This is a genomic window from Kordia algicida OT-1, assembly GCF_000154725.1.
In the GTDB taxonomy this organism is placed as follows: Bacteria; Bacteroidota; Bacteroidia; order Flavobacteriales; family Flavobacteriaceae; genus Kordia; species Kordia algicida.
The window spans coordinates 3,298,775-3,319,442 of record NZ_DS544873.1 but is presented as its reverse complement, the minus strand read 5'-3'; the positions used below and the strand labels follow the sequence as shown (position 1 = coordinate 3,319,442).

23 protein-coding genes are annotated in these 20,668 nt (G+C 34.8%); 21 read left to right on the top strand and 2 right to left on the bottom strand.

What is annotated here, in order from left to right; all coding sequences use genetic code 11:
• The first annotated feature begins 44 nt into the window (after nucleotides 1-44).
• From KAOT1_RS14245 to bioA, 12 genes are all read left to right on the top strand, one after another.
• Entirely contained in the window at nucleotides 45-2,891 is a 2,847-nt protein-coding gene (locus tag KAOT1_RS14245; RefSeq protein ID WP_007095543.1) for a TonB-dependent receptor, read from the top strand.
• A 252-nt stretch (nucleotides 2,892-3,143) separates the two neighbouring features.
• Nucleotides 3,144-4,652 carry a F0F1 ATP synthase subunit beta gene (atpD, locus tag KAOT1_RS14240; RefSeq protein ID WP_007095542.1) on the top strand — a complete coding sequence of 503 codons (1,509 nt, stop codon included), beginning with the start codon at nucleotides 3,144-3,146 and terminating at the stop codon, nucleotides 4,650-4,652.
• A 94-nt stretch (nucleotides 4,653-4,746) separates the two neighbouring features.
• Complete coding sequence (locus KAOT1_RS14235; protein ID WP_007095541.1) at nucleotides 4,747-5,040, top strand: F0F1 ATP synthase subunit epsilon; 294 nt, start codon at nucleotides 4,747-4,749, stop codon at nucleotides 5,038-5,040.
• 190 nt (nucleotides 5,041-5,230) lie between these two features.
• The gene (locus tag KAOT1_RS14230; RefSeq protein ID WP_007095540.1) at nucleotides 5,231-5,950 is read left to right on the top strand and encodes a hypothetical protein; all 720 of its coding nucleotides are present in this window, start codon (nucleotides 5,231-5,233) and stop codon (nucleotides 5,948-5,950) included.
• Between the two features lie 108 nt (nucleotides 5,951-6,058).
• On the top strand, nucleotides 6,059-6,808 hold the full coding sequence (locus tag KAOT1_RS14225; protein WP_007095539.1) for a hypothetical protein: 750 nt from the start codon (nucleotides 6,059-6,061) through the stop codon (nucleotides 6,806-6,808).
• Between the two features lie 172 nt (nucleotides 6,809-6,980).
• A complete protein-coding gene (locus KAOT1_RS14220) occupies nucleotides 6,981-7,757 on the top strand; it encodes a hypothetical protein (protein WP_007095538.1) in 777 nt (258 codons plus the stop codon).
• Nucleotides 7,758-7,841: 84 nt separating this feature from the next.
• Nucleotides 7,842-8,474: a SanA/YdcF family protein gene (locus tag KAOT1_RS14215; RefSeq protein ID WP_040559572.1), complete on the top strand. Its 633-nt coding sequence runs from the start codon at nucleotides 7,842-7,844 to the stop codon at nucleotides 8,472-8,474.
• Nucleotides 8,475-8,532: 58 nt separating this feature from the next.
• Complete coding sequence (locus tag KAOT1_RS14210; protein WP_007095536.1) at nucleotides 8,533-9,036, top strand: hypothetical protein; 504 nt, start codon at nucleotides 8,533-8,535, stop codon at nucleotides 9,034-9,036.
• Between the two features lie 38 nt (nucleotides 9,037-9,074).
• Complete coding sequence (locus KAOT1_RS14205) at nucleotides 9,075-10,160, top strand: aminotransferase class I/II-fold pyridoxal phosphate-dependent enzyme (protein ID WP_007095535.1); 1,086 nt, start codon at nucleotides 9,075-9,077, stop codon at nucleotides 10,158-10,160.
• Nucleotides 10,157-10,546 (top strand): hypothetical protein, encoded by a 390-nt coding sequence (locus tag KAOT1_RS14200; RefSeq protein WP_007095534.1) that lies wholly within the window; start codon nucleotides 10,157-10,159, stop codon nucleotides 10,544-10,546. Before KAOT1_RS14205 ends, KAOT1_RS14200 begins: the two co-directional genes overlap by 4 nt.
• Nucleotides 10,546-11,160 (top strand): dethiobiotin synthase, encoded by a 615-nt coding sequence (gene bioD, locus KAOT1_RS14195; protein WP_007095533.1) that lies wholly within the window; start codon nucleotides 10,546-10,548, stop codon nucleotides 11,158-11,160. The genes KAOT1_RS14200 and bioD overlap by 1 nt, the downstream gene beginning before the upstream one ends.
• Nucleotides 11,157-12,422, top strand: a complete 1,266-nt coding sequence (gene bioA, locus KAOT1_RS14190) for an adenosylmethionine--8-amino-7-oxononanoate transaminase (RefSeq protein WP_007095532.1) — start codon at nucleotides 11,157-11,159, stop codon at nucleotides 12,420-12,422. The genes bioD and bioA overlap by 4 nt, the downstream gene beginning before the upstream one ends.
• Nucleotides 12,423-12,449: 27 nt before the next feature.
• On the opposite strand, the gene KAOT1_RS14185 is transcribed toward bioA, so the two are convergent.
• Nucleotides 12,450-12,881, bottom strand: coding sequence for a cytochrome c oxidase assembly factor Coa1 family protein (locus KAOT1_RS14185; protein WP_007095531.1), 432 nt, complete (start codon nucleotides 12,879-12,881; stop codon nucleotides 12,450-12,452).
• 175 nt (nucleotides 12,882-13,056) lie between these two features.
• Between KAOT1_RS14185 and KAOT1_RS14180 the strand changes: the two genes are divergently transcribed.
• The 9 genes from KAOT1_RS14180 (at nucleotide 13,057) to KAOT1_RS14150 (ending at nucleotide 20,129) form a co-directional block, all read left to right on the top strand.
• Complete coding sequence (locus KAOT1_RS14180) at nucleotides 13,057-14,217, top strand: beta-ketoacyl synthase N-terminal-like domain-containing protein (RefSeq protein ID WP_007095530.1); 1,161 nt, start codon at nucleotides 13,057-13,059, stop codon at nucleotides 14,215-14,217.
• A 35-nt stretch (nucleotides 14,218-14,252) separates the two neighbouring features.
• Nucleotides 14,253-14,864: a hypothetical protein gene (locus tag KAOT1_RS14175; RefSeq protein WP_007095529.1), complete on the top strand. Its 612-nt coding sequence runs from the start codon at nucleotides 14,253-14,255 to the stop codon at nucleotides 14,862-14,864.
• Nucleotides 14,836-16,299 (top strand): flotillin family protein, encoded by a 1,464-nt coding sequence (locus KAOT1_RS14170; protein WP_007095528.1) that lies wholly within the window; start codon nucleotides 14,836-14,838, stop codon nucleotides 16,297-16,299. The genes KAOT1_RS14175 and KAOT1_RS14170 overlap by 29 nt, the downstream gene beginning before the upstream one ends.
• Nucleotides 16,300-16,863: 564 nt before the next feature.
• Entirely contained in the window at nucleotides 16,864-17,016 is a 153-nt protein-coding gene (locus KAOT1_RS22995; protein WP_007095527.1) for a class I lanthipeptide, read from the top strand.
• A gap of 107 nt (nucleotides 17,017-17,123) precedes the next feature.
• Nucleotides 17,124-17,273, top strand: a complete 150-nt coding sequence (locus KAOT1_RS22990) for a hypothetical protein (RefSeq protein WP_007095526.1) — start codon at nucleotides 17,124-17,126, stop codon at nucleotides 17,271-17,273.
• Between the two features lie 254 nt (nucleotides 17,274-17,527).
• Nucleotides 17,528-17,758, top strand: coding sequence for a hypothetical protein (locus KAOT1_RS14165; RefSeq protein ID WP_007095524.1), 231 nt, complete (start codon nucleotides 17,528-17,530; stop codon nucleotides 17,756-17,758).
• Nucleotides 17,759-17,815: 57 nt separating this feature from the next.
• Complete coding sequence (locus KAOT1_RS14160; protein ID WP_157560145.1) at nucleotides 17,816-18,010, top strand: hypothetical protein; 195 nt, start codon at nucleotides 17,816-17,818, stop codon at nucleotides 18,008-18,010.
• A 28-nt stretch (nucleotides 18,011-18,038) separates the two neighbouring features.
• Nucleotides 18,039-19,148, top strand: coding sequence for a biotin synthase BioB (bioB, locus tag KAOT1_RS14155; RefSeq protein ID WP_007095522.1), 1,110 nt, complete (start codon nucleotides 18,039-18,041; stop codon nucleotides 19,146-19,148).
• 111 nt (nucleotides 19,149-19,259) lie between these two features.
• Nucleotides 19,260-20,129, top strand: a complete 870-nt coding sequence (locus KAOT1_RS14150; protein WP_007095521.1) for a cupin-like domain-containing protein — start codon at nucleotides 19,260-19,262, stop codon at nucleotides 20,127-20,129.
• Between the two features lie 8 nt (nucleotides 20,130-20,137).
• Here the strand turns inward: KAOT1_RS14150 and KAOT1_RS14145 are convergent, their stop codons facing one another.
• Nucleotides 20,138-20,608, bottom strand: coding sequence for a regulatory protein RecX (locus KAOT1_RS14145; protein ID WP_007095520.1), 471 nt, complete (start codon nucleotides 20,606-20,608; stop codon nucleotides 20,138-20,140).
• Nucleotides 20,609-20,668: the final 60 nt, after the last annotated feature.

The following is a 20,668-nucleotide window of genomic DNA, read 5'->3' as shown; positions in this document are numbered from 1 at the left end:
AAAAAGTGTATATTGTTCTCATAATAACTAAACCAAAAAGACTTATGAGAGCATATCTATCAATTTTAGCTATGTTGGTTTGTGCAGGTTTATCTGCACAAACCAATGTTAGTGGAAAAGTTGTTGATGGCAACAATGTGCCAATCCCAGGCGTAAACTTAATAGTTGTAGGATCATCTATGGGAACAACTACAGACTTCGATGGGAAATTCAAACTGACGGTATCGCAAAATCCGCCTTTCAAAATTCAAGCTAGTAGCATTGGATATGACACTGCCACCGTTGAAATTACCAGAAACAATCAAGACGTTACCATCGTTATCAAAGAAGGAACAGAACTAGATGAAATTGTTCTATCTGCTTCCAGAACTCCTGAAAGAATACGCGAATCTCCTGTAACGGTAGAACGAATGGACGCAAGAGCCATTAAAAATGCTTCGGCACCAACGTATTATGATGCCCTAGAAAATCTTAAAGGTGTGGATGTCAATACAAACAGTTTAACATTTAAATCGGTAAACACAAGAGGTTTTGCCACATTTGCGAATACTCGATTCATGCAATTAGTAGATGGAATGGACAACTCCTCGCCAGCATTGAACTTCGCCTTAGGAAACTTATTAGGAATGTCTGAATTAGATGTAGCTACGGTAGAATTATTACCAGGAGCATCTTCTGCATTATATGGTGCAAATGCTTTTAATGGTATCATGTTCATGCGAAGTAAAGATCCTTACAAACATCAAGGATTAAGCTTCTATGCAAAAACAGGAATGACATCTTCTGACAATGCAGGCAGCAATAGTTTTGTTGATTTCGGATTAAGAGGTGCACATGCATTTAGTGACAAACTAGCTGTAAAAGCTTCATTCTCTGTTTTAAATGGTACTGAGTGGTTTGCGACCGATTATACAAACTACGATGCCTCTACAGGTGATGCTATTGCGGGAAACAGACAAACAGATCCTAACTACAACGGATTAAATATTTATGGTGATGAAGTTTCTACAACGCTAAACTTTGATGCCTTAGCAGGAGCACCAGCAGGAACATTTGGTTCATCTGCAGTATCTAGAACAGGATATGAAGAACGTGACTTAATGGATTATGATGCACAAAGTGTAAAAGCAGACCTAGCTATGCATTACAAGCCTTGGGCAAATGACTTTACAGTAATTTGGAACTCAAAAATAGGTAGAGGTAACACCATCTATCAAGGAGCTAATAGATATTCTATCAAAGACTTCTTCATGCAGCAACACAAATTAGAAATTCGTAATGACAACTTCTTTATTAGAGGTTACGTAACTGCTGAAAAAGCAGGAAACTCATACGATACACGTTTTGCAGCGATCAATGTAAACAGAAGATGGAAATCAGATCAGCAATGGTTTACTGAATACGCGACAGGATATTTAGGAGCAATCACAGGAGCAATTCCAGGAGTAACGCCTGGCGATCCAGCAGTGGCACACGCTTTTGCTAGAGGATTGGCAGATACAGGTCGTTTAGAGCCAGGAACACCTACTTTTAGAAGTGCTTTAAACTCAGTAACAGCTGATGGGGACTTACTCACAGGAGCAAGATTTATTGACAATACAAAACTATATCATTCTGATGTAAACTATAACTTCTCACATTTAATTGACTTTGCAGACATTCAAGTTGGTGGATCGTACCGCGAATACGTATTAAACTCTGAAGGAACTATCTTCACAGATTACGATGGACCAATTAGATATGATGAATATGGTGCGTATGTACAAGTACAAAAGAAGTTTATGGAAGACAAAATGAAGTTCACAGGTTCTATTCGTTATGACAAAGCCCAAAACTTTGACGGAAACGTATCACCAAGAATCTCACTTGTATTCTCTCCAGACGAAGACAAAAAACACAACTTTAGAGCTTCTTTCCAAACTGGTTTCCGTAATCCAACAACACAAGATCAATACATTGGTTTAGATGTTGGAAATGCAATCTTAGTAGGATCGGCTCCAGACAACTTAGATCGTTACACAACAAGACCAATTACAAACAACTTCCCAGCAGGATTAGAAGCATTCGGATTGGATAGAACGGTAACACTTTCAGGAAATGACGCATACAATAACTCATATACATTATCATCTTTCCAAGCATTTGGAGCAAGTGCAGCAGCAGGAGCACCAAATCCAGCCTTACTAGAAAAAGCAAATGTAGAATTTGTAAAGCCAGAACAAGTATCTGCTTTTGAAGTAGGATATCGTGGAATTGTATTTGATAACATTTCAGTAGATGTAAGTGCATACTACAATCAATACAAAGATTTTATTGCAAACAGAACGGTAATTGTACCAAACTATGGTAATGTAGATTTATCAGACATTACAGACTTAACTCCTGTAGGTGGAGCGCCAACGCCAAATGCGTTAATTGCAGCTTCAAATGGCGATTTTACACCATTCCAGTTATATTCTAACTCAAATGCTGATATTAGCTCTTACGGAGCAGCGATTGGTGTAAATACAAAAGTATTTGGAGACTTTGACTTCGGAATTAACTATACCTATGCAAAACTTGATTTCGATCAAGCGAGCGATCCTGATTTTGAAACAAATTTCAATACGCCAGAGCACAAAGTAAAAGCTTCTTTTGGAAACCAAAACCTTTTCAATAACTTCGGATTCAACATCAATTACAGATGGAATGATGCTTTCCTTTGGGAATCTACTTTTGCTGATGGAATGGTTACTGCACGTTCATTAGTTGATATGCAAGTAAACTACCGTTACAAAAAATCAACATTCAAACTTGGTGCAGCAAACATCTTAGGACATGAATATGTAAGTGCGCCTGGAGTTGGTACTATTGGTTCTCAATACTATATCTCTTGGATTATCAATCAATAAGATAAAAACTCAACATGTCAAACAAAAAAGTGTACGTAACAGTACACTTTTTTTATACAAAATCATTTCTGAAAGCTGTAAAATGCTAGTATAATTAAGGATTTTGATATAATTTTTAAAAATCATTACAAAACACTACTTATTTTAAGTAATAAAATATATCTTTGCACCGCGAAAAAAGGTCATGTTTTAGCATAAAATATGAAATCCATTTTTCAGTATTTAATAACCTAAACATTAAACACTTAAGTAATGTCAAAAGTTACAGGTAAAGTTGCACAAATTATAGGTCCTGTTGTTGATGTAGAATTCAGCGCTGGGAACGAACTTCCAAGAATTTACGATTCTTTAGAAATAGCAAAAGAAGATGGTACAAAATTAGTACTTGAAGTACAGTCTCACGTTGGAGAAAATACAGTACGTACCATTTCTATGGATTCAACAGATGGTCTAAGTAGAGGTACTGATGTACACACTACAGGTGACTCTATTAAAATGCCTATTGGCGACGATGTATACGGTCGATTATTTAACGTTATCGGAGATGCTATCGATGGATTAGGAGAATTGCCAAAAGATGGTGATAACGGTTTATCTATCCACAGAGAAGCACCAAAATTTGAAGACTTATCAACTTCTACAGAAGTTTTATATACAGGTATTAAAGTAATCGATTTGATTGAACCTTACGCAAAAGGAGGTAAAATTGGATTATTTGGTGGTGCCGGAGTAGGTAAAACAGTATTAATTCAGGAGTTAATTAACAATATTGCAAAAGGTCACGGTGGACTTTCAGTATTCGCAGGAGTAGGAGAAAGAACGCGTGAAGGAAATGACCTTTTACGTGAGATGTTAGAATCTGGAATTATCAAATACGGTGATGATTTCATGCATTCTATGGAAGAAGGTGGATGGGATTTATCTAAAGTAGATAAAAACGCTATGAAAGAGTCGAAAGCAACATTCGTTTTCGGACAAATGAACGAGCCACCTGGAGCACGTGCACGTGTTGCCTTATCAGGATTAACAATTGCAGAATATTTCCGTGATGGAGCAGGAGACGGACAAGGAAAAGATGTACTTTTCTTCGTAGATAACATCTTCCGTTTTACACAAGCAGGTTCTGAGGTATCGGCACTTTTAGGTCGTATGCCATCAGCCGTAGGATACCAACCAACATTAGCAACAGAAATGGGTGCAATGCAGGAACGTATTACTTCAACTAAAAAAGGATCTATTACATCTGTACAGGCGGTTTACGTACCTGCGGATGATTTAACGGATCCAGCACCAGCAACAACCTTTGCTCACTTAGATGCGACAACAGTATTATCTCGTAAAATTGCCGAGCTTGGTATTTATCCAGCGGTAGATCCATTAGATTCTACATCAAGAATTTTAACGGCTGATATCTTAGGTGATGAACACTACAACTGTGCACAAAGAGTAAAAGAGTTATTACAACGTTACAAAGAATTACAAGATATTATTGCCATCCTAGGTATGGAAGAATTATCTGAAGAAGATAAAATGGCGGTAGGACGTGCACGTCGTGTACAACGTTTCTTATCACAGCCTTTCCACGTAGCAGAGCAATTTACAGGAATTCCAGGAGTATTAGTAGACATCAAGGAAACGATCAAAGGATTCAACATGATTATGGATGGAGAATTAGATCACTTACCAGAAGCTGCTTTTAACTTAAAAGGAACAATTGAAGAAGCTATTGAAGCTGGAGAGAAAATGCTTGCAGAAGCGTAATTTTAATTCAGAATTCAGAATTAGGAATGAAGAATTGTGAGTACAACATATTCCAAATTCATAATTTATAATTCACAATTCATAATTAGAAAATATGTATTTAGAAATAGTATCACCAGAAGCAACATTGTTCAGTTCAGAAGTAGATTCTGTGACTGTACCAGGAATTAATGGTGAATTTCAAATGTTAAATAATCACGCGCCTATCGTATCACTTTTAAAAGAAGGTATGGTAAAAATTCATACACACACCAAAACACATTTGGTTTTTGATGAATTGCACGCATCAATCGTTCCACACATAGATGATGATAAAGTACTTACTTTAAAAATCAACTCTGGAACTATTGAAATGAAAGACAACAAAGTAATTGTATTGGCAGACTAATTCATACGATTATTACTAAAATATCAAAAGCATCAAACGTTATTGTTTGATGCTTTTTTTATGTTTCAAATTTTTAAATATTCATTATCGCTAAAAATGGACTGATCTTTGATACTTAATTAAAAAACAACCATTTATTTGGAACAAACACTATTCAATTCGTAAATTCACATATAAAAAACTTAATGGTATGAAATTATCTATAAAACAACTAACAGCTTTATGCGTTCTTATTCTAGTAAGCGCTACAGGATTTTCCCAGTCTGCAAGACAAGCTGTGCAAGCATCAATGTTTCACAATGATTTGACACTACAAGCGCAAATGCAAAAAAACTTTGCAGCCATTTACAAAGCTAATGTAGAAGGAACACCTTATTACAACGAAAGCTTTAACTCAGCCAAAATTACTCCACTAAATAAAGTATATCTCGTTCGTTATAATGCAGCTTTAGATGACATGGAAGTGATTCAAAGTACAGATACGTTAATCATGAATAAAAATAACAAGAACTACGTTATCAAAGAAAGTAGGTCAGGTATAACGTATAAAATTCTAGAATATGCTGATAGTAAAAAAGACAACAAGTTAGGATACTATGTACAGTTGACAGAAGGAACTAATGTTGCACTTTATAGAAAAGACAGAAAGAAGTTCGTAGAAGTTAAAAAAGCAGCTTACGGAGGAAATTTAGGAGGAAGTTCAGCAAAATTTAAAAAACAAAAAAGCGAATTTTACGTAGAATTAAATGGTAGTGGAGACGTTATAAAACTTCCTAGAAAGAAGAAATCTGTTAGCAAAGTATTTCCTAGAAAAGAAGACTTAGTCAAAAAATTTATCAAAGAAAATAAAATCAAAGTTACAAAAGAAAAAGACTTGATAAAACTTATAAACTACGTTAATTCATTGTAAATAAGCGCTTTATTAATAAAGAAGATTGAGAAAAATAGTACAATGGTAAGGTTTTTGAGGAATAATACTAAGATTCAATTAAACATTAACTTTTAAAAACCAAAAGCTATGAAATCAATTCTAAAAAAAAGTTCTGTTTGTGTACTCATGCTATTATGTACAATAACAACTTTCGCGCAACAAACCGTAAATGTAACCTCAACACACGCGCCATCAGTCGTTTTATTTTTAGTTCCTCACAACAATCCTTTATTTGCATTAGGATATACCAACGATGCTAACAAAAGTATTTTGGAAGTTGCTAACGGATCGCAATTTCATGAAGAAGAATTCAAAGATGCAAAAATTTCTTCATCACAAGTTGTCTTCAAAGCACGTTACAATGCGTACTTAGACGAAATGGAAATAAAGCGTCAAGACGACAAAATAGGATACATTAACAAAAATCTTAAAAAAGAAAAGATTTCATTTCAAACGGAAGATCGTACCTACAAAATTCTAGAAACAGACAATTACAGTAAAAAACGAGTGCTTGGGTATTTTAAAGTATTAAAAGAAAATGACTATGTTTCTCTTTATCGAAAAGACTTAAAACAATTAAACATTGGACTAGAAAAAACACCGTACATGATTCCTGCACCAAAAATCATTACGGAATTTAGAGATACAAAAAGCGAGTTTTACGTAGAATTTAAAAAAAGTGGTCACGCCATAAAGCTTTCTCGTACAAGAGGTGGAGTTGCTAAACTATTTGAAGATAAAAGAGCTATTGTGAAGCAATTCATCAAAGAGAACAATCTCAAAGTAACAAAAGAAGAAGATATCATAAAAGTAATTGATTACGTAAATTCACTATAAGTAAAATTGTATATCAAAAATAATTCAAAAGCATCAAACTTCGGTTTGGTGCTTTTTTTTGGTGTAAAATAAACAAAATCAAACAGTTATTTGGAAAAAACCTAACGGATAATTTCGCTCAATCACATTTTTTCGTAACTTTAAAATACATTAAAACCAAAAAAAATAAATTATGAAAACAATTCACACCAAAACCACACTCAAAAAATTAAGATACGTTCTAGTATTTTGCTTATTATTAAGTCTTGAAGGAATAGCACAATGTTCTGGAGGAAGTTATGGACCACCACCACCTCAAGGAGCTATAAAACTTGCATCAAAAGCTTCGATGGATTTTGACAATTCACTAAATGCAGTCATCGTAAGAAATCAATCAAACACTTACGGACCAAATACTATTGGAACACCGTACATGCAAAAAGATTTCTCTACAGCAAGAATAGAACAAGTAAACAAGGTATATCTTGTACGTTACAATGCTTTAACGGACGAAATGGAAGTAAAAGGTGGAGACGATTCTGAAGTATTGGTAATCTCAAAGCAACGAAACTATGAGATCAATCAGCATGCAAACAATCTAAAATACAGAGTTTTAGAAAAAATTGATAGCGAAAAAGAAAATGATCTTGGATATTACATCAGCATAGAAGACAATGACAACATTTCGTTGTACAGAAAACAATGCAAAAAACTCGTAAAAAAGAAACAATCTTCATACGGATCTTCGGCATCTTCAATCACAACAGAATTCAAAGACATGCGATGCGAATTCTATATCGAAAAAGCACACAACGGACATGCCATAAAAGTTCCAAAAAAGAAAAAAGAATTCTTAGCATTATTTCCTGACAAAGCTGAACAAATCAGTGTATTTATCAAGAAAAACCGTATCAAACTCAACAAAGAAAAAAGTTTGAAAAAACTAATTAAATACATCAATACTATTTAAAAATAACTAACTAACAAACTGTAAAACCCTTTCATTTTGGAAGGGTTTTTTTATATCAACACGAAAAAAAGTACTTTTGTAGCAATGAAAAAATGGCTAAAACGTATCGGTTTCACCTTTTTAGTGTTCATCATAGGAATCATAGCATGCAACACTTATGTAGAACTCATATCTAACGGAAAAACATTTAACAAAGTTGCTGAAATTCCTTCCAATAAAGTTGGATTGCTACTAGGAACAGGAAAATATCTAAAAAATGGAAAAGTTAATTTATTCTATTCATACCGAATAAATGCTACGGTAAAACTCTACAAATCTGGAAAAATAAAATACATATTGGTAAGTGGCGATAATGGCAGTAAAACATATGATGAACCTACAACATTCAAAGAAGATTTGATTGCAGCAGGAATTCCCGAAAACAAAATTATCTTAGATTACGCAGGTTTCAGAACACTGGATTCTGTCGTGAGAAGTAAAGAAATATTTCAACAAGAAAACATTACCATCATTTCGCAGCAATTTCATAACGAACGTGCTATTGCTATTGCAAACGCCAAAGGAATCAATGCCGTTGGTTTCAATGCAAAAAATGTTGGCGGACGCAGTGGTTTCAAAATAAAAGTACGGGAAGTATTGGCGCGAGTTGCTATGTGTATAGACTTAGTAATTGGCAAGCAACCCAAATTTCTGGGAGAAAAAATTACCATAAAATAGTCACATTTCTCCATAACTTCTCTCCGCATTTCAGTAGAATAATCAGTATTTTTACCACATGAAAGACGAAGTCATAATTTCACAAGGAAATAGATCGCTTTGGCACAACATTCTTGCTGCATTTTTCTATGCGGTAACCATTAGTTGCGTAGTATTTTTCTTTTATAGTTTAGAATTTTCTTTTGAAACTGAATATGTAAAAAATGAAGTTGCCTTCATACAAGTTGCCATACTATCTGCAAGCGCAGCGTTTTTCTACTCTGTCATACAAACCTACTATTTCGATTTTAAAAACAATCAATACAAACACGAACGCGCAATTCTCATGTTCAAACTTGGAAAATGGAAACCTTTACCAGCGTTAGAATATGTTTCGGTATTCAAAAAAGATGATGACTTTTATCAAGTAAATGTATGGTATGTAGGAAACAAGCATTTTAAAATATATCAAATGTTTGATGAAGCTGAAGCTTTAGAAGTTGGAAAAAAATTGGCAAAAACGTTACAAATAGACTTGCTAGATGCAACGGTTGCCAACAATTCAAAATGGATTGAACTGTGAAGTTGCCCAAAAAAATACAAGTAAAAATTGAAGACCGGATGCAAAACAATGCATTACGAACGCTTCCTATTGCCCAAAACAAGATCGATTTTTCTTCAAACGATTACTTAGGATTTGCGACTTCCAAAACCATCTTTCAAAAAACACATCAACTACTCATAGATCGAAACTTAATGCAAAATGGCGCAACAGGTTCGCGTTTGCTTTCAGGAAATCATAAACTATATCAAGAAGTAGAAACGCAACTCTGTACATTTCATAACAGTGAAACTGCCTTGTTACTCAACTCTGGATACGACGCAAACATTGGCTTCTTTTCGTCAGTTCCTTTGCGTGGTGATATCATTCTTTACGATGAATTCATTCATGCTTCCATTCGTGACGGAATTGGTATGAGTTACGCAAAATCATACAAATTCAAACATAACAACATAGGCGATTTACATGAAAAATTAGAAAAATTAAGTAGTGAAAATCAGGAAATCTATATAGTAACTGAATCGGTATTCTCTATGGATGGCGATTCGCCTGATTTGGAAAAACTAATTCAACTTTGCGATCACTACAACGCATATCTTATTGTAGATGAAGCGCATGCCCTAGGTGTTTTTGGTGAAAACGGACAAGGTTTATTGCAACAATTAAACCTAGAAACCAAAGTTTTCGCCAGAATCTACACGTTTGGAAAAGCTTTAGGTTGTCACGGAGCTGTGATTCTAGGAAGTCAAATGCTAAAAACATACTTAGTCAATTTCGCAAGAAGCTTCATCTACACCACCGGATTATCGCCACATGCAGTTGCTACCATCAAAATTGCGTATGACGAATTGAAGGAAACACAAGCAATCTCAAACTTGCGTAAAAACATTACATTCTTTCAAAAAGAAACAAAAAACTTAAACTTCATTCATGGAAATGCTGCCATTCATTGTTGTATCTTATCTGGGAACGAACACGTAAAAGCAGTCGCAAAAAAAATACAAACAAAAGGCTTTGATGTAAAGCCAATAGTATCACCAACAGTTCCAAAGGGAAAAGAGCGCTTGCGCTTCTGTTTGCACGCGTATAACACAGAAACCGAAATTTTGAACGTAATTAATACGCTAAAAAATACACAACTATGAAAAACGATTTCTACACAGTTGCATCTTTTGAATACACTGCGGAAGCACAAGTAATGAAAGGGAAATTTATGTCACACGGTATTGAAGTATTTCTAAAAGATGAACACACCATTGATGTTGATCCGTTGGTAAGTCATGCCATTGGCGGCGTAAAATTACAAGTACATTTACAAGACAAAGAAGCTGCTATTGAACTCTACAATGAATTGCGCGAATACGAAGTAGATAGGCGAGGAAGCAGAATCATATGTTCGGCATGTGGAGGAAATCGAGTTTTAGTTGCGCCGCCAAGAAAAAATTTACTCTACTTGCTATTTCCATTCTTTGAACCAAAACGCTATCTATGCAACGACTGCGGCGAAATTTTTAAACAAGAAACAAACTAATGCAGAAAAAAATATTTGTTACAGGAATCTCTACGGAAGTCGGAAAAACAGTCGTTTCCGCAATCCTAACAGAAGCTTTACAAGCAGACTATTGGAAACCAATTCAAGCGGGCGATTTAGACAACTCAGACAGTCATAAAATTGAACGGTACATTTCCAATACAAAAACAAAAATTCATAAAAATAGTTATGCACTCCATACGCCGATGAGTCCGCATGCTTCCGCAGAAATAGATAATGTTACCATTCATCTGGAAGAAATTCAAGAACCTACAACGAGCAATCATTTAATCATTGAAGGTGCAGGCGGAATCTTAGTGCCTTTAAACAATGAACATACCATTTTAGACCTTATAAAGCCTGAATATCATGTAGTTGTAGTTTCTCGTCATTACTTAGGAAGCATCAATCATACGCTACTCACGGTAAAACTATTACAAGAAAAAGGACTCAAAGTATCTATCATCTTCAGTGGAAAAGAACATGTAACCACAGAAGCAATCATCAAAAAAATGACCAATGTTCCAGTGATTGGACGCATTGAAGAAGAACCTTATTTTGATCAAAATGTCATTCGCGAATACGCAGAAATTTTCAAAGAAAAACTAGTATGAGTTTACAAGAAAGAGACAAAAAACATCTTTGGCATCCGTTAACGCAGCACAAATCGCACCCAAATCACATTGCAATCACAAAAGCAAAAGGCGCGGTTTTATACGATGAAAATAATAACGAATACATTGACGGAATCGCTTCGTGGTATACTTGTGTGTACGGACATTGTAATCCGTACATCATCAATAAAGTTCGTGCACAAATGGAAACCTTAGATCATGTGGTTTTCACAGGATTCACACACAAACCAGCCGTAGAACTCTCTGAAAAACTCATACAAATATTGCCAGAAAATCAAGAAAAACTATTTTTTTCAGACAATGGTTCAACGGCAATAGATGTAGCAATCAAAATGGCGTTGCAATACCATTTCAATCGCGAAGAAAAAAGGACAAAAATTATCGCGCTAGAAAATGGTTTTCACGGTGATACCTTTGGTGCAATGTCTGTCTCAGGATTATCCGTATACAACGGACCATTTGAAGAATTCTTTATCGATGTTTCTCGAATTCCAGTACCAAATGCAGAAAATCTAGAAGCTGTAAAGGCAACATTTACCAAACTAATCACAGAACATAATGTAGCAGCTTTTATCTATGAACCTTTAGTGCAAGGCGCGGCAGCAATGCAAGTGCACAAAGCGGAACACATCAACGAAATTTTAAAAATTGCCCACAGACACAATGTCGTAACCATTGCTGACGAAGTGATGACAGGTTTCGGGAAAACAGGAAAAAACTTTGCTTCCGAATACATTGAAATCAAACCAGATATTATCTGTCTATCTAAAGCATTATCAGCAGGAATGGTGCCTATGGCGATTACAAGTTGTAGTCAAAAAATATACGATGCATTCTATGCAGACGATATGAAAAAAGGCTTCTTTCACGGACATACATATTCTGGAAATCCTGTAGCGTGTAGTGCAGCAATTGCAGGAATAGAACTCTTACAATCCGAAGAAATACAAGCAAACTTACAGCGTATACAAATTTCACATCAAACATTTGGCGAAGACATAAAAAAGCATCCAAAAGTAGCTTCCGTACGACAACAAGGACAAATTTTTGCACTCGATTTAAACATTCAAATGGAACGTTACGGAAACTTGCGCGACAAGCTTTTCAATTCGTTTATGAGCAAAGGTGTATGTTTGCGTCCACTAGGAAATACAATTTACATTCTAGCACCGTACATTACAACTGATGCACAATTACAAAAAATATATCAAGCAATTCGAAAAACGATAGATGAACTTTAAAATGAGATGGTTTTCTGGTAAAAATTACTACTCCAACAAATCAATCGTTTCATTAGAAGCATCAATATAAATTGTCATCTTGTCGTACGTCCATTTTCCGTTGTATTTACGTCCAACAACATACAAGGTACCTGAACCTTTTGATCCTTCTAGCGGAATAGAAATATTGGCTTCCCCTGTATTATTTTGAATAGAAATATTTCCTTGAAGCATTCCATCTTGTTCAATAGGTTCTCCCAAACTTTCAATCACATATTCGTTATTAGTAGCTTTTTCAAGCGCATCTACATACGGAGTTGATTGTTTCATCACAGAAGTTATCGAGTAAAAAATAAATACAACAAACAATACAACCATGGCAATCAAAGACAAACAACCTGTAGGAACAAACCATTTCCAATTACGTTGCCACCAGTTTTTTCTTGGTTCGTGATGTGAATGTGTTTGGTGCTGACTCATAATGTTAGTTTTTTAATGGATTTCTATAAACAAGTCTCTAAAATACAAGAAAAGTTACAAAACCTTCTCTCTAGACCATTTTTAATGTATTATTTTTTAGCAAACAAACAACCTTGCAAATGTTAGCAAATCATCACATTTCTTACGATATTAGCACTCTTAATATTAGGTTGATATGCTGCATGATTGCATTTCTATAACGGGTTTGGGTTCGGTATCTCCACTAGGAAATACACAAACTGAAATTTGGAAACATTATACAAAAAATACACATTCTTTTCAGTCAAAAAAGATTGGAAACAATACCATATATACAGCACCACTTTCTACAACGGGAGCAATTGCTGTAGAAGCATTAAAAAAATCCAATTCGAAATATAAAAATTTAGATAATAGTGTTTTATACGCGATATTGGCGTCTCGAATCGCTATTGAAAATGCAGGTTGGACTTCTGAAAACAACTTCGGAATCAACATAGGTTCGTCACGTGGAGCAACTACACTCTTCGAAAAATATCATGAAGACTTTCTTAAAAATCAACATGCGCAAACCTTAAGTTCGCCAACCACAACTCTAGGAAATATTTCTTCTTGGGTAGCACACGATTTGCAAACCTCAGGACCGCAAATATCACATTCCATTACCTGTTCTACAGCGTTGCATGCGTTGATGAACGGAATTGCTTGGTTACAATCAGGGATGGCTTCAAAATTTCTAGTGGGCGGCAGCGAAGCGCCATTAACGCCATTTACCATTGCGCAAATGCAAGCATTACACATTTATGCAAAAAAAGAAGCAACCTATCCGTGTTTATCATTAGACTTAGAAAAAAAGCGAAACACGATGATTTTGGGTGAAGGAGCAGCTGCTATCTGTATCGAAAACGGAGAAAAACCAAATGCATTAGCAAAAATTAGAGGAATCGGTTATGCCACAGAAATTCTAAAACACAACACCTCAATATCGGCAGAAGGTATCTGTTTTGAAAAATCGATGCGAATGGCATTAGGAAAAAAAGCTCCCGAAGAAATTGACGCAATCGTTATGCATGCGCCAGGAACAATGAAAGGAGATTTGGCAGAATACCAAGCAATCAAAAAAATATTTTGTAACGAAATACCAAATTTGACTACCAATAAATGGAAAATAGGTCACACTTTTGGAGCTTCAGGAATGTTAAGTGTAGAGTTAGCAATATTAATGATTCAACAACAGCAATTCATTTCAATTCCTTATCTTAACGAAGGAAAAAAACCAGCGCAATTACACAATATTATTGTCAATGCAGTTGGTTTTGGAGGAAATGCAGTTTCGGTATTACTAACCAAAGACTAAATTCAACAAACAATAACAAATTAAAATCATACGCTATGGAAGATTGGTTTTCAACATTGTCACTTTTTGAGAAATCCTATTGGGTTATCGCAGGAATATCATCTACAATTTTTGTATTTGTACTTATCACCACATTTTTAATTGGTGATGCAGATGGTGTAGATGGTGATGTGGATGCCGAAATAGAAAGTGATACAGGAATTGGGTTTCAATTCTTTTCTTTCAAAAACTTAGTAGCATTTTTTACCATATTTAGTTGGGCAGGAATTTCTTGTATCGATGCAGGATATGGAAAAGGTGTCACTATTGTCGTTTCTACCATTGCAGGACTCATTATGATGACCATTATGGCGACACTTATTTATTATATCAACAAATTGGTAAGTAGTGGAACCTTAAAACTTGAAAATGCTATCGGAAATGTGGGAGAAGTATATTTAACCATTGGAGCAAATCGTTCCAAAATGGGGAAAGTACACGTTAATATACAAGGAGCTTTACGCGAATTGGATGCACTTGCTGATAGCCAAGAAAACTTAAAAACAGGAACTGTAATTGAAGTCAAAGAAATTACAGGAACAGGAATATTAATCGTACAACCAATAAACAAAAACAATTATGACAAAACTCCTCTTATTGCAAAGTAGTTTAGGAAATGACGGCGGAAATTCTATCGCAGGATTTTCAAATATCATTCTACTTGTCTTTGCAGTGCTATTTATTTTTATACTCATCACGGTATTTATCCGTAGATACAAACGCTGTCCTTCAGATAGAATTCTCGTAGTATACGGAAAAGTTGGTGGTGGGCAATCAGCAAAATGTATTCACGGTGGCGCGGCTTTTATCATGCCAGTTATTCAAGATTATGAATATCTTGATTTAACTCCAATTTCCATAGAAGTAAACCTTGTAAATGCGCTAAGTAAACAAAACATTCGTGTAAATGTACCTTCACGATTTACGATTGGAATCTCTACAGAGCCTGGCATTATGCAAAATGCAGCAGAACGTCTATTAGGTTTAGGCCAACACGAAATTCAAGAACTAGCGCAGGAAATCATCTTTGGTCAATTACGTTTAGTAGTAGCTTCGATGGATATTGAAGAAATCAACAATGATCGTGATAAATTCTTAACAAATATTTCTGAAAGTGTTGAAACCGAATTGAAAAAAGTAGGTCTAAAACTTATCAACGTAAACATTACAGATATTGTTGACGAATCTGGCTATATTGAAGCACTTGGTAAAGAAGCTGCGGCACACGCAATCAACGCAGCTCGTAAATCGGTTGCCGAGAAAAACAGAGATGGAGCTATTGGTGAAGCAAATGCATCACAAGATGAGCGTACGCAAGTAGCAGCGGCAAATGCAAAAGCGGTTGATGGTGAAAACAAAGCAAAAATTGAAGTTGCTAATTCAGATTCCTTACGTAGACAGCGTGAAGCAGAAGCAGAACGTGTAGCAATTGCGTCTGAAAAAGTGCAAGCAGCAAAAGCCTTAGAAGAATCATACGCGGCAGAACGCGAAGCGGAAGAAGCCAGAGCAGAAAGAGAACGCTCATCACAACAAGCAGATATTATTGTTCCTGCGGAAATTGACAAACGCAAAGTAGAAATTGATGCAGAAGCGGAAGCAGAACGTATTCGTAGAAAAGCAAAAGGTGAGGCAGATGCGATTCTTTTCAAAGCACAAGCAGAAGCACAAGGACAATTTGAAGTATTAACCAAGCAAGCATCAGGTTTAGAACAAATTGTAAAAGCAGCAGGAAACAATTCAAAAGACGCTGTATTATTACTAATTGCGGATAAACTTCCAGAATTGGTTCAATTACAAGCAGAAGCGATCAAAAACATCAAAATTGATAAAGTTACTGTTTGGGAAAATGGAAGTGGCGGAAAAGATGGCAAAACCTCTACGTCAAACTTTATCTCAGGCATGTACAAAGCAGTTCCACCATTACAGGAAATGTTCAACATGGCAGGAATGGAATTGCCAGAATACTTAAAAGGTAAAGATGTTACCAAAGAAGTTCCTACAACAGAAGTAAAACCTTCGGAAGACGATTCAAAAGAAAGTTAAACAAAACTGCAACAAATACTAATACCAATTCTACTATAAAATATCCGCCTTGTGCGGATTTTTTTATGAAGTATCATTCAAAAAATCATCAAAAAAACAATTTCATTCTGCAACAAAAAAACCATAAAAAAAACTAAAAAAGGAAACCCTAATTTGTTTAAAATCGTGTCTGCAAAATCTTTAGGTATTTTTAAGCGTAAAAATATCAATCCAAAAAAACAAACTTTTTCAACTTTAAAACAGATATTTAATTAAAATTCTGAAAATAAGTAGGTTATGTAGTTTTTCTAGCTTAAATTCAGATTGAAAAATTCAACAAAAACGCTCGATTAATTCCCCAAAAACTAGCCTAATTTTAAATAAAATTGCTTCAATTAACAGTTTGTAAAAGTCCAAAATCTTTCCTTGCCCTAATTTGTTTAAAGTCGTGAAACGTTCCTTTTTTTTCAAAATTTAATGACAGACATTCGTCATCGAAATCATAAAGAAATAGTTAGCGATTTCATGTATGGGGAAGCTGAAAACCTATAATAGAGTAAGCATTATTATTAAAATTTACATACGATGAAAAAGTCATTAAAAAAATTACAGATCAACAAGCAAGTAGTTACAAACTTAGATGCTGAAAAAGTCAATGAAATAAAAGGTGGATTAACAGCTATGATGTGTAACACAGTACCAGAATGGGATGGCGGAATAGGATGTCACCTTTGGTAGTCATTAAAAACTAAAATTTCCCGTAAGTAGTATGTTTACGGGAAGTTTTAATCAAAGGGTAAACTGAAAACCTTTAACAGAGTAAGTACTACCAAAAAAATTACGCCATGAAAGATTCATTAAAAAAATTAAAACTAAAAAGAAATGTTGTTTCTACTTTTGTTATTGAAAATATTACTGGAGGATACGGTCCAACTGATTTAATGTGTAATTCTGTTGCTGTTGGAGAAGGCGGAATAGGATGTCATGTAAAATAAATTCACAGTATTCTTATGGGTAAAACTATAAGTTTTTTTAAAATTACGTTGCGCAAGTAAAAGTTATATCAGTGCTTACTTTTTCTTTGTTGTAACGTAATTTCTCTTTTTGCGTCAAATAGCTATGAAACTGGAATTTATGCTACTTTTTATTGTTTTTAGGACTGTTTTTGATAAATCAGAATTAACATGCTACGATATTGATAGTTATAAAATCATTAAAAAATTAGATCAACTATTAACAGACTTTTCTAATGAAAAATAATAAAATTGTCTTTAAAAGAAAAGTGCCAATAATGCGTTATATATTTGGTGTTGCTTTTTTCTTTATGGGAGTTTCTTGGTTAATTTCAGGAAATCTATTTGGATTAATATTCTGCGGAATGTCTATCTTTTTCTTTAATATTGATGGATCTGAAATTGACTTAGATATACAAAAATACAGAACATTTATCGAACTTTTTGGACTTCGTTTTGGAACATAGGAAGCATTACCAGAAATTGACTATGTTTCTGTGTTTAGTACAACAGAATCTGCAAAAGTGAGAGCACTTACTGCAGAAGCTACCATAAAAAATGATATTATTGTATTAAATTTATTTTATAACGGAAATCATCGCATCAAAGCTTACGCAACTAAAGACAAAGAAGATGCCTTTAAAGTTGCCAAACAAATCGCCAAAATATTAAAAATTGATATTTTAGATGCAACAAAGGCAGAATCTAAATGGATATAACTATTTTTGTCATCAAACTAACTATTTTATGAGCAACATACGACACAATTGGACCAAAGAAGAAATCATTGCGATTTACAACAAACCAATGATGGAATTGTTATATGAAGCAGCAACAATACACCGATTACACCACGATCCAAACACGGTACAAGTATCTACATTACTATCCATAAAAACAGGCGGTTGCCCAGAAGATTGTGGCTACTGTCCGCAAGCAGCACGTTATCATACGGATATTGAAGGAAACGATTTGATGTCGGTTTCGCAAGTAAAAGCACAAGCCTTACGCGCAAAATCATCAGGAAGTTCACGTGTATGTATGGGAGCAGCTTGGCGTAATGTAAAAGACGGTCCAGAATTCGATCAAGTACTAGAAATGGTACGTACCATCAACAAGCTAGACATGGAAGTTTGCTGTACACTAGGAATGGTCACAGAAAATCAAGCACAGCGTTTGGCAGAAGCCGGATTATACGCGTACAATCATAACTTAGATTCTTCAGAAGAATATTACAAAGAAGTTATTTCCACACGCGGTTACGAAGATCGTTTGGAAACTATTGACAACGTGCGTAAAACCAACGTTACGGTTTGTAGTGGAGGAATCATCGGAATGGGAGAATCAGTAGAAGACAGAGCAGGAATGTTAGTGGCATTGGCAACACTCAATCCGCAACCAGAATCTGTACCTATCAATGCATTAGTTGCAGTTGATGGAACACCACTAGAAAACGAAAAACCTGTAGAAATTTGGGAAATGATTCGTATGGTAGCAACTACCAGAATTGTCATGCCAGAAACGCAAGTACGTCTCTCTGCAGGAAGAACTAACATGAGTAGAGAAGGACAAGCCATGTGTTTCTTTGCAGGTGCAAACTCTATCTTTGCAGGAGATAAGCTATTAACAACACCAAATCCAGACGTAAATGAAGACATGAAAATGTTTGAAATGTTAGGATTAAATCCGCAAAAACCATTTACAAAAAAGGTACAACCAAAAACGGTAGAAGCAAAAGATTCTCAATATGAAGCTTTAGGTGAAAAGCCTAAATGGTCACGACCAGATCATAAAATTGATCGAAATGAAGAAGCGAAAGAAAAGAAAAAAGCAGCAGTATTAGAGAAAAAACAATAATTGAGTTTCATATATTATACTAAAAAGGGCTCTTAAATGAGCTCTTTTTTTTAGCTTTAAAATATTCTTTCATAACAATTTATTAACTTAGCTAGTATAAACGTTAGAATTTTGAAATTGAATCTACAAGAAATTCCAAGGGTTAAAACGATTACCAAAGAAGATTTTATAAAAAACTACTTCAAACCACAAAAACCTGTGGTGATAGAGCGTTTTATAGAAGATTGGCCTGCGTATAACAAATGGAGTTTGGAGTATATGAAAGAAGTTGCAGGCGATAAAGAAGTGCCGCTCTATGACGACAGACCTGTAGATTATAAAGATGGTTTTAACGAACCACACGCCAAAATGAAAATGGCGGAATACGTAGATTTGCTCAAACGTGAACCTACAAAATACAGAATCTTTCTGTGGAATATTCTCAAAGAAGTTCCTTCGTTACAAGACGACTTCTCATATCCCGATTTTGGATTAAAACTTATGAAATCATTGCCAATGTTATTCTTTGGCGGAACCAATTCGCATACCTTCATGCACTACGACATAGATTTGGCAAACATCTTTCACTTTCACTTTGAAGGAAAAAAACAATGCATTCTGTTCGATCAAAAACAAAACGATTTTCTATATAAAATTCCACACTCTTTGATCGTTCGTGAAGATATCGATTTCTCTAATCCGGACTTTGAAAAATGGCCAGCATTGCAAAAAGCAAAAGGATATATTACCAACTTAGAACACGGAAACATTCTCTACATGCCAGAAGGATATTGGCATTACATGAAATACCTAACACCAGGTTTTTCAATGAGTTTACGCGCCATTGCTAGAAACCCTAAAAACTTTGGTAAAGCGGTATACAACCTATTTGTGATGCGTCACTATGACAATTTGATGCGACGAATGAAAGGACAAAAATGGATTGATTGGAAAAATGAGCAAGCTATTTTAAGAACACACAGAAAAAACAAGATTTTTTAAAGAAATACTTACTTTACCAATTCATTAATCTTCTCATATACCAAATGTGCTTCCCAACCACGATAAAATAAATAATCTGCTATTTTTTTCTTTCGTTTAAACATATTTGTTTCCCTTACTGCTTCATTTCGTTTTCGGGCAAGCTCATCTAAGGTGTCTAAATAATCAGTTTCTTCAATCTCTTTTAGCGCAGTTTCAATATTATACTTAGAAATTTGGCGTAACTTCAATTCTCTTGTAATACGTAATTTTCCCCATTTTTTAATGCGAAACTTACCTCTGGCAAAACTCTGAGCAAAGCGTTCTTCGTTCAAAAAATTATCTTGAATCAACTCAGAAACAATCATATCAATTGCTTCAGGAATCATATTCATTTTCTGTAACTTTTCTACCACTTCTTTATGACAACGATCCTGATATGCACAAAATTGTTGCAGCTTTAACTTCGCTTCCGTAAGTGAATAAGAATCATTTTTCATAAGAGTTTACAAAAGAATAACTATTTGTTGATAGAAACAAGTTTTACAACTCTTGAAAAT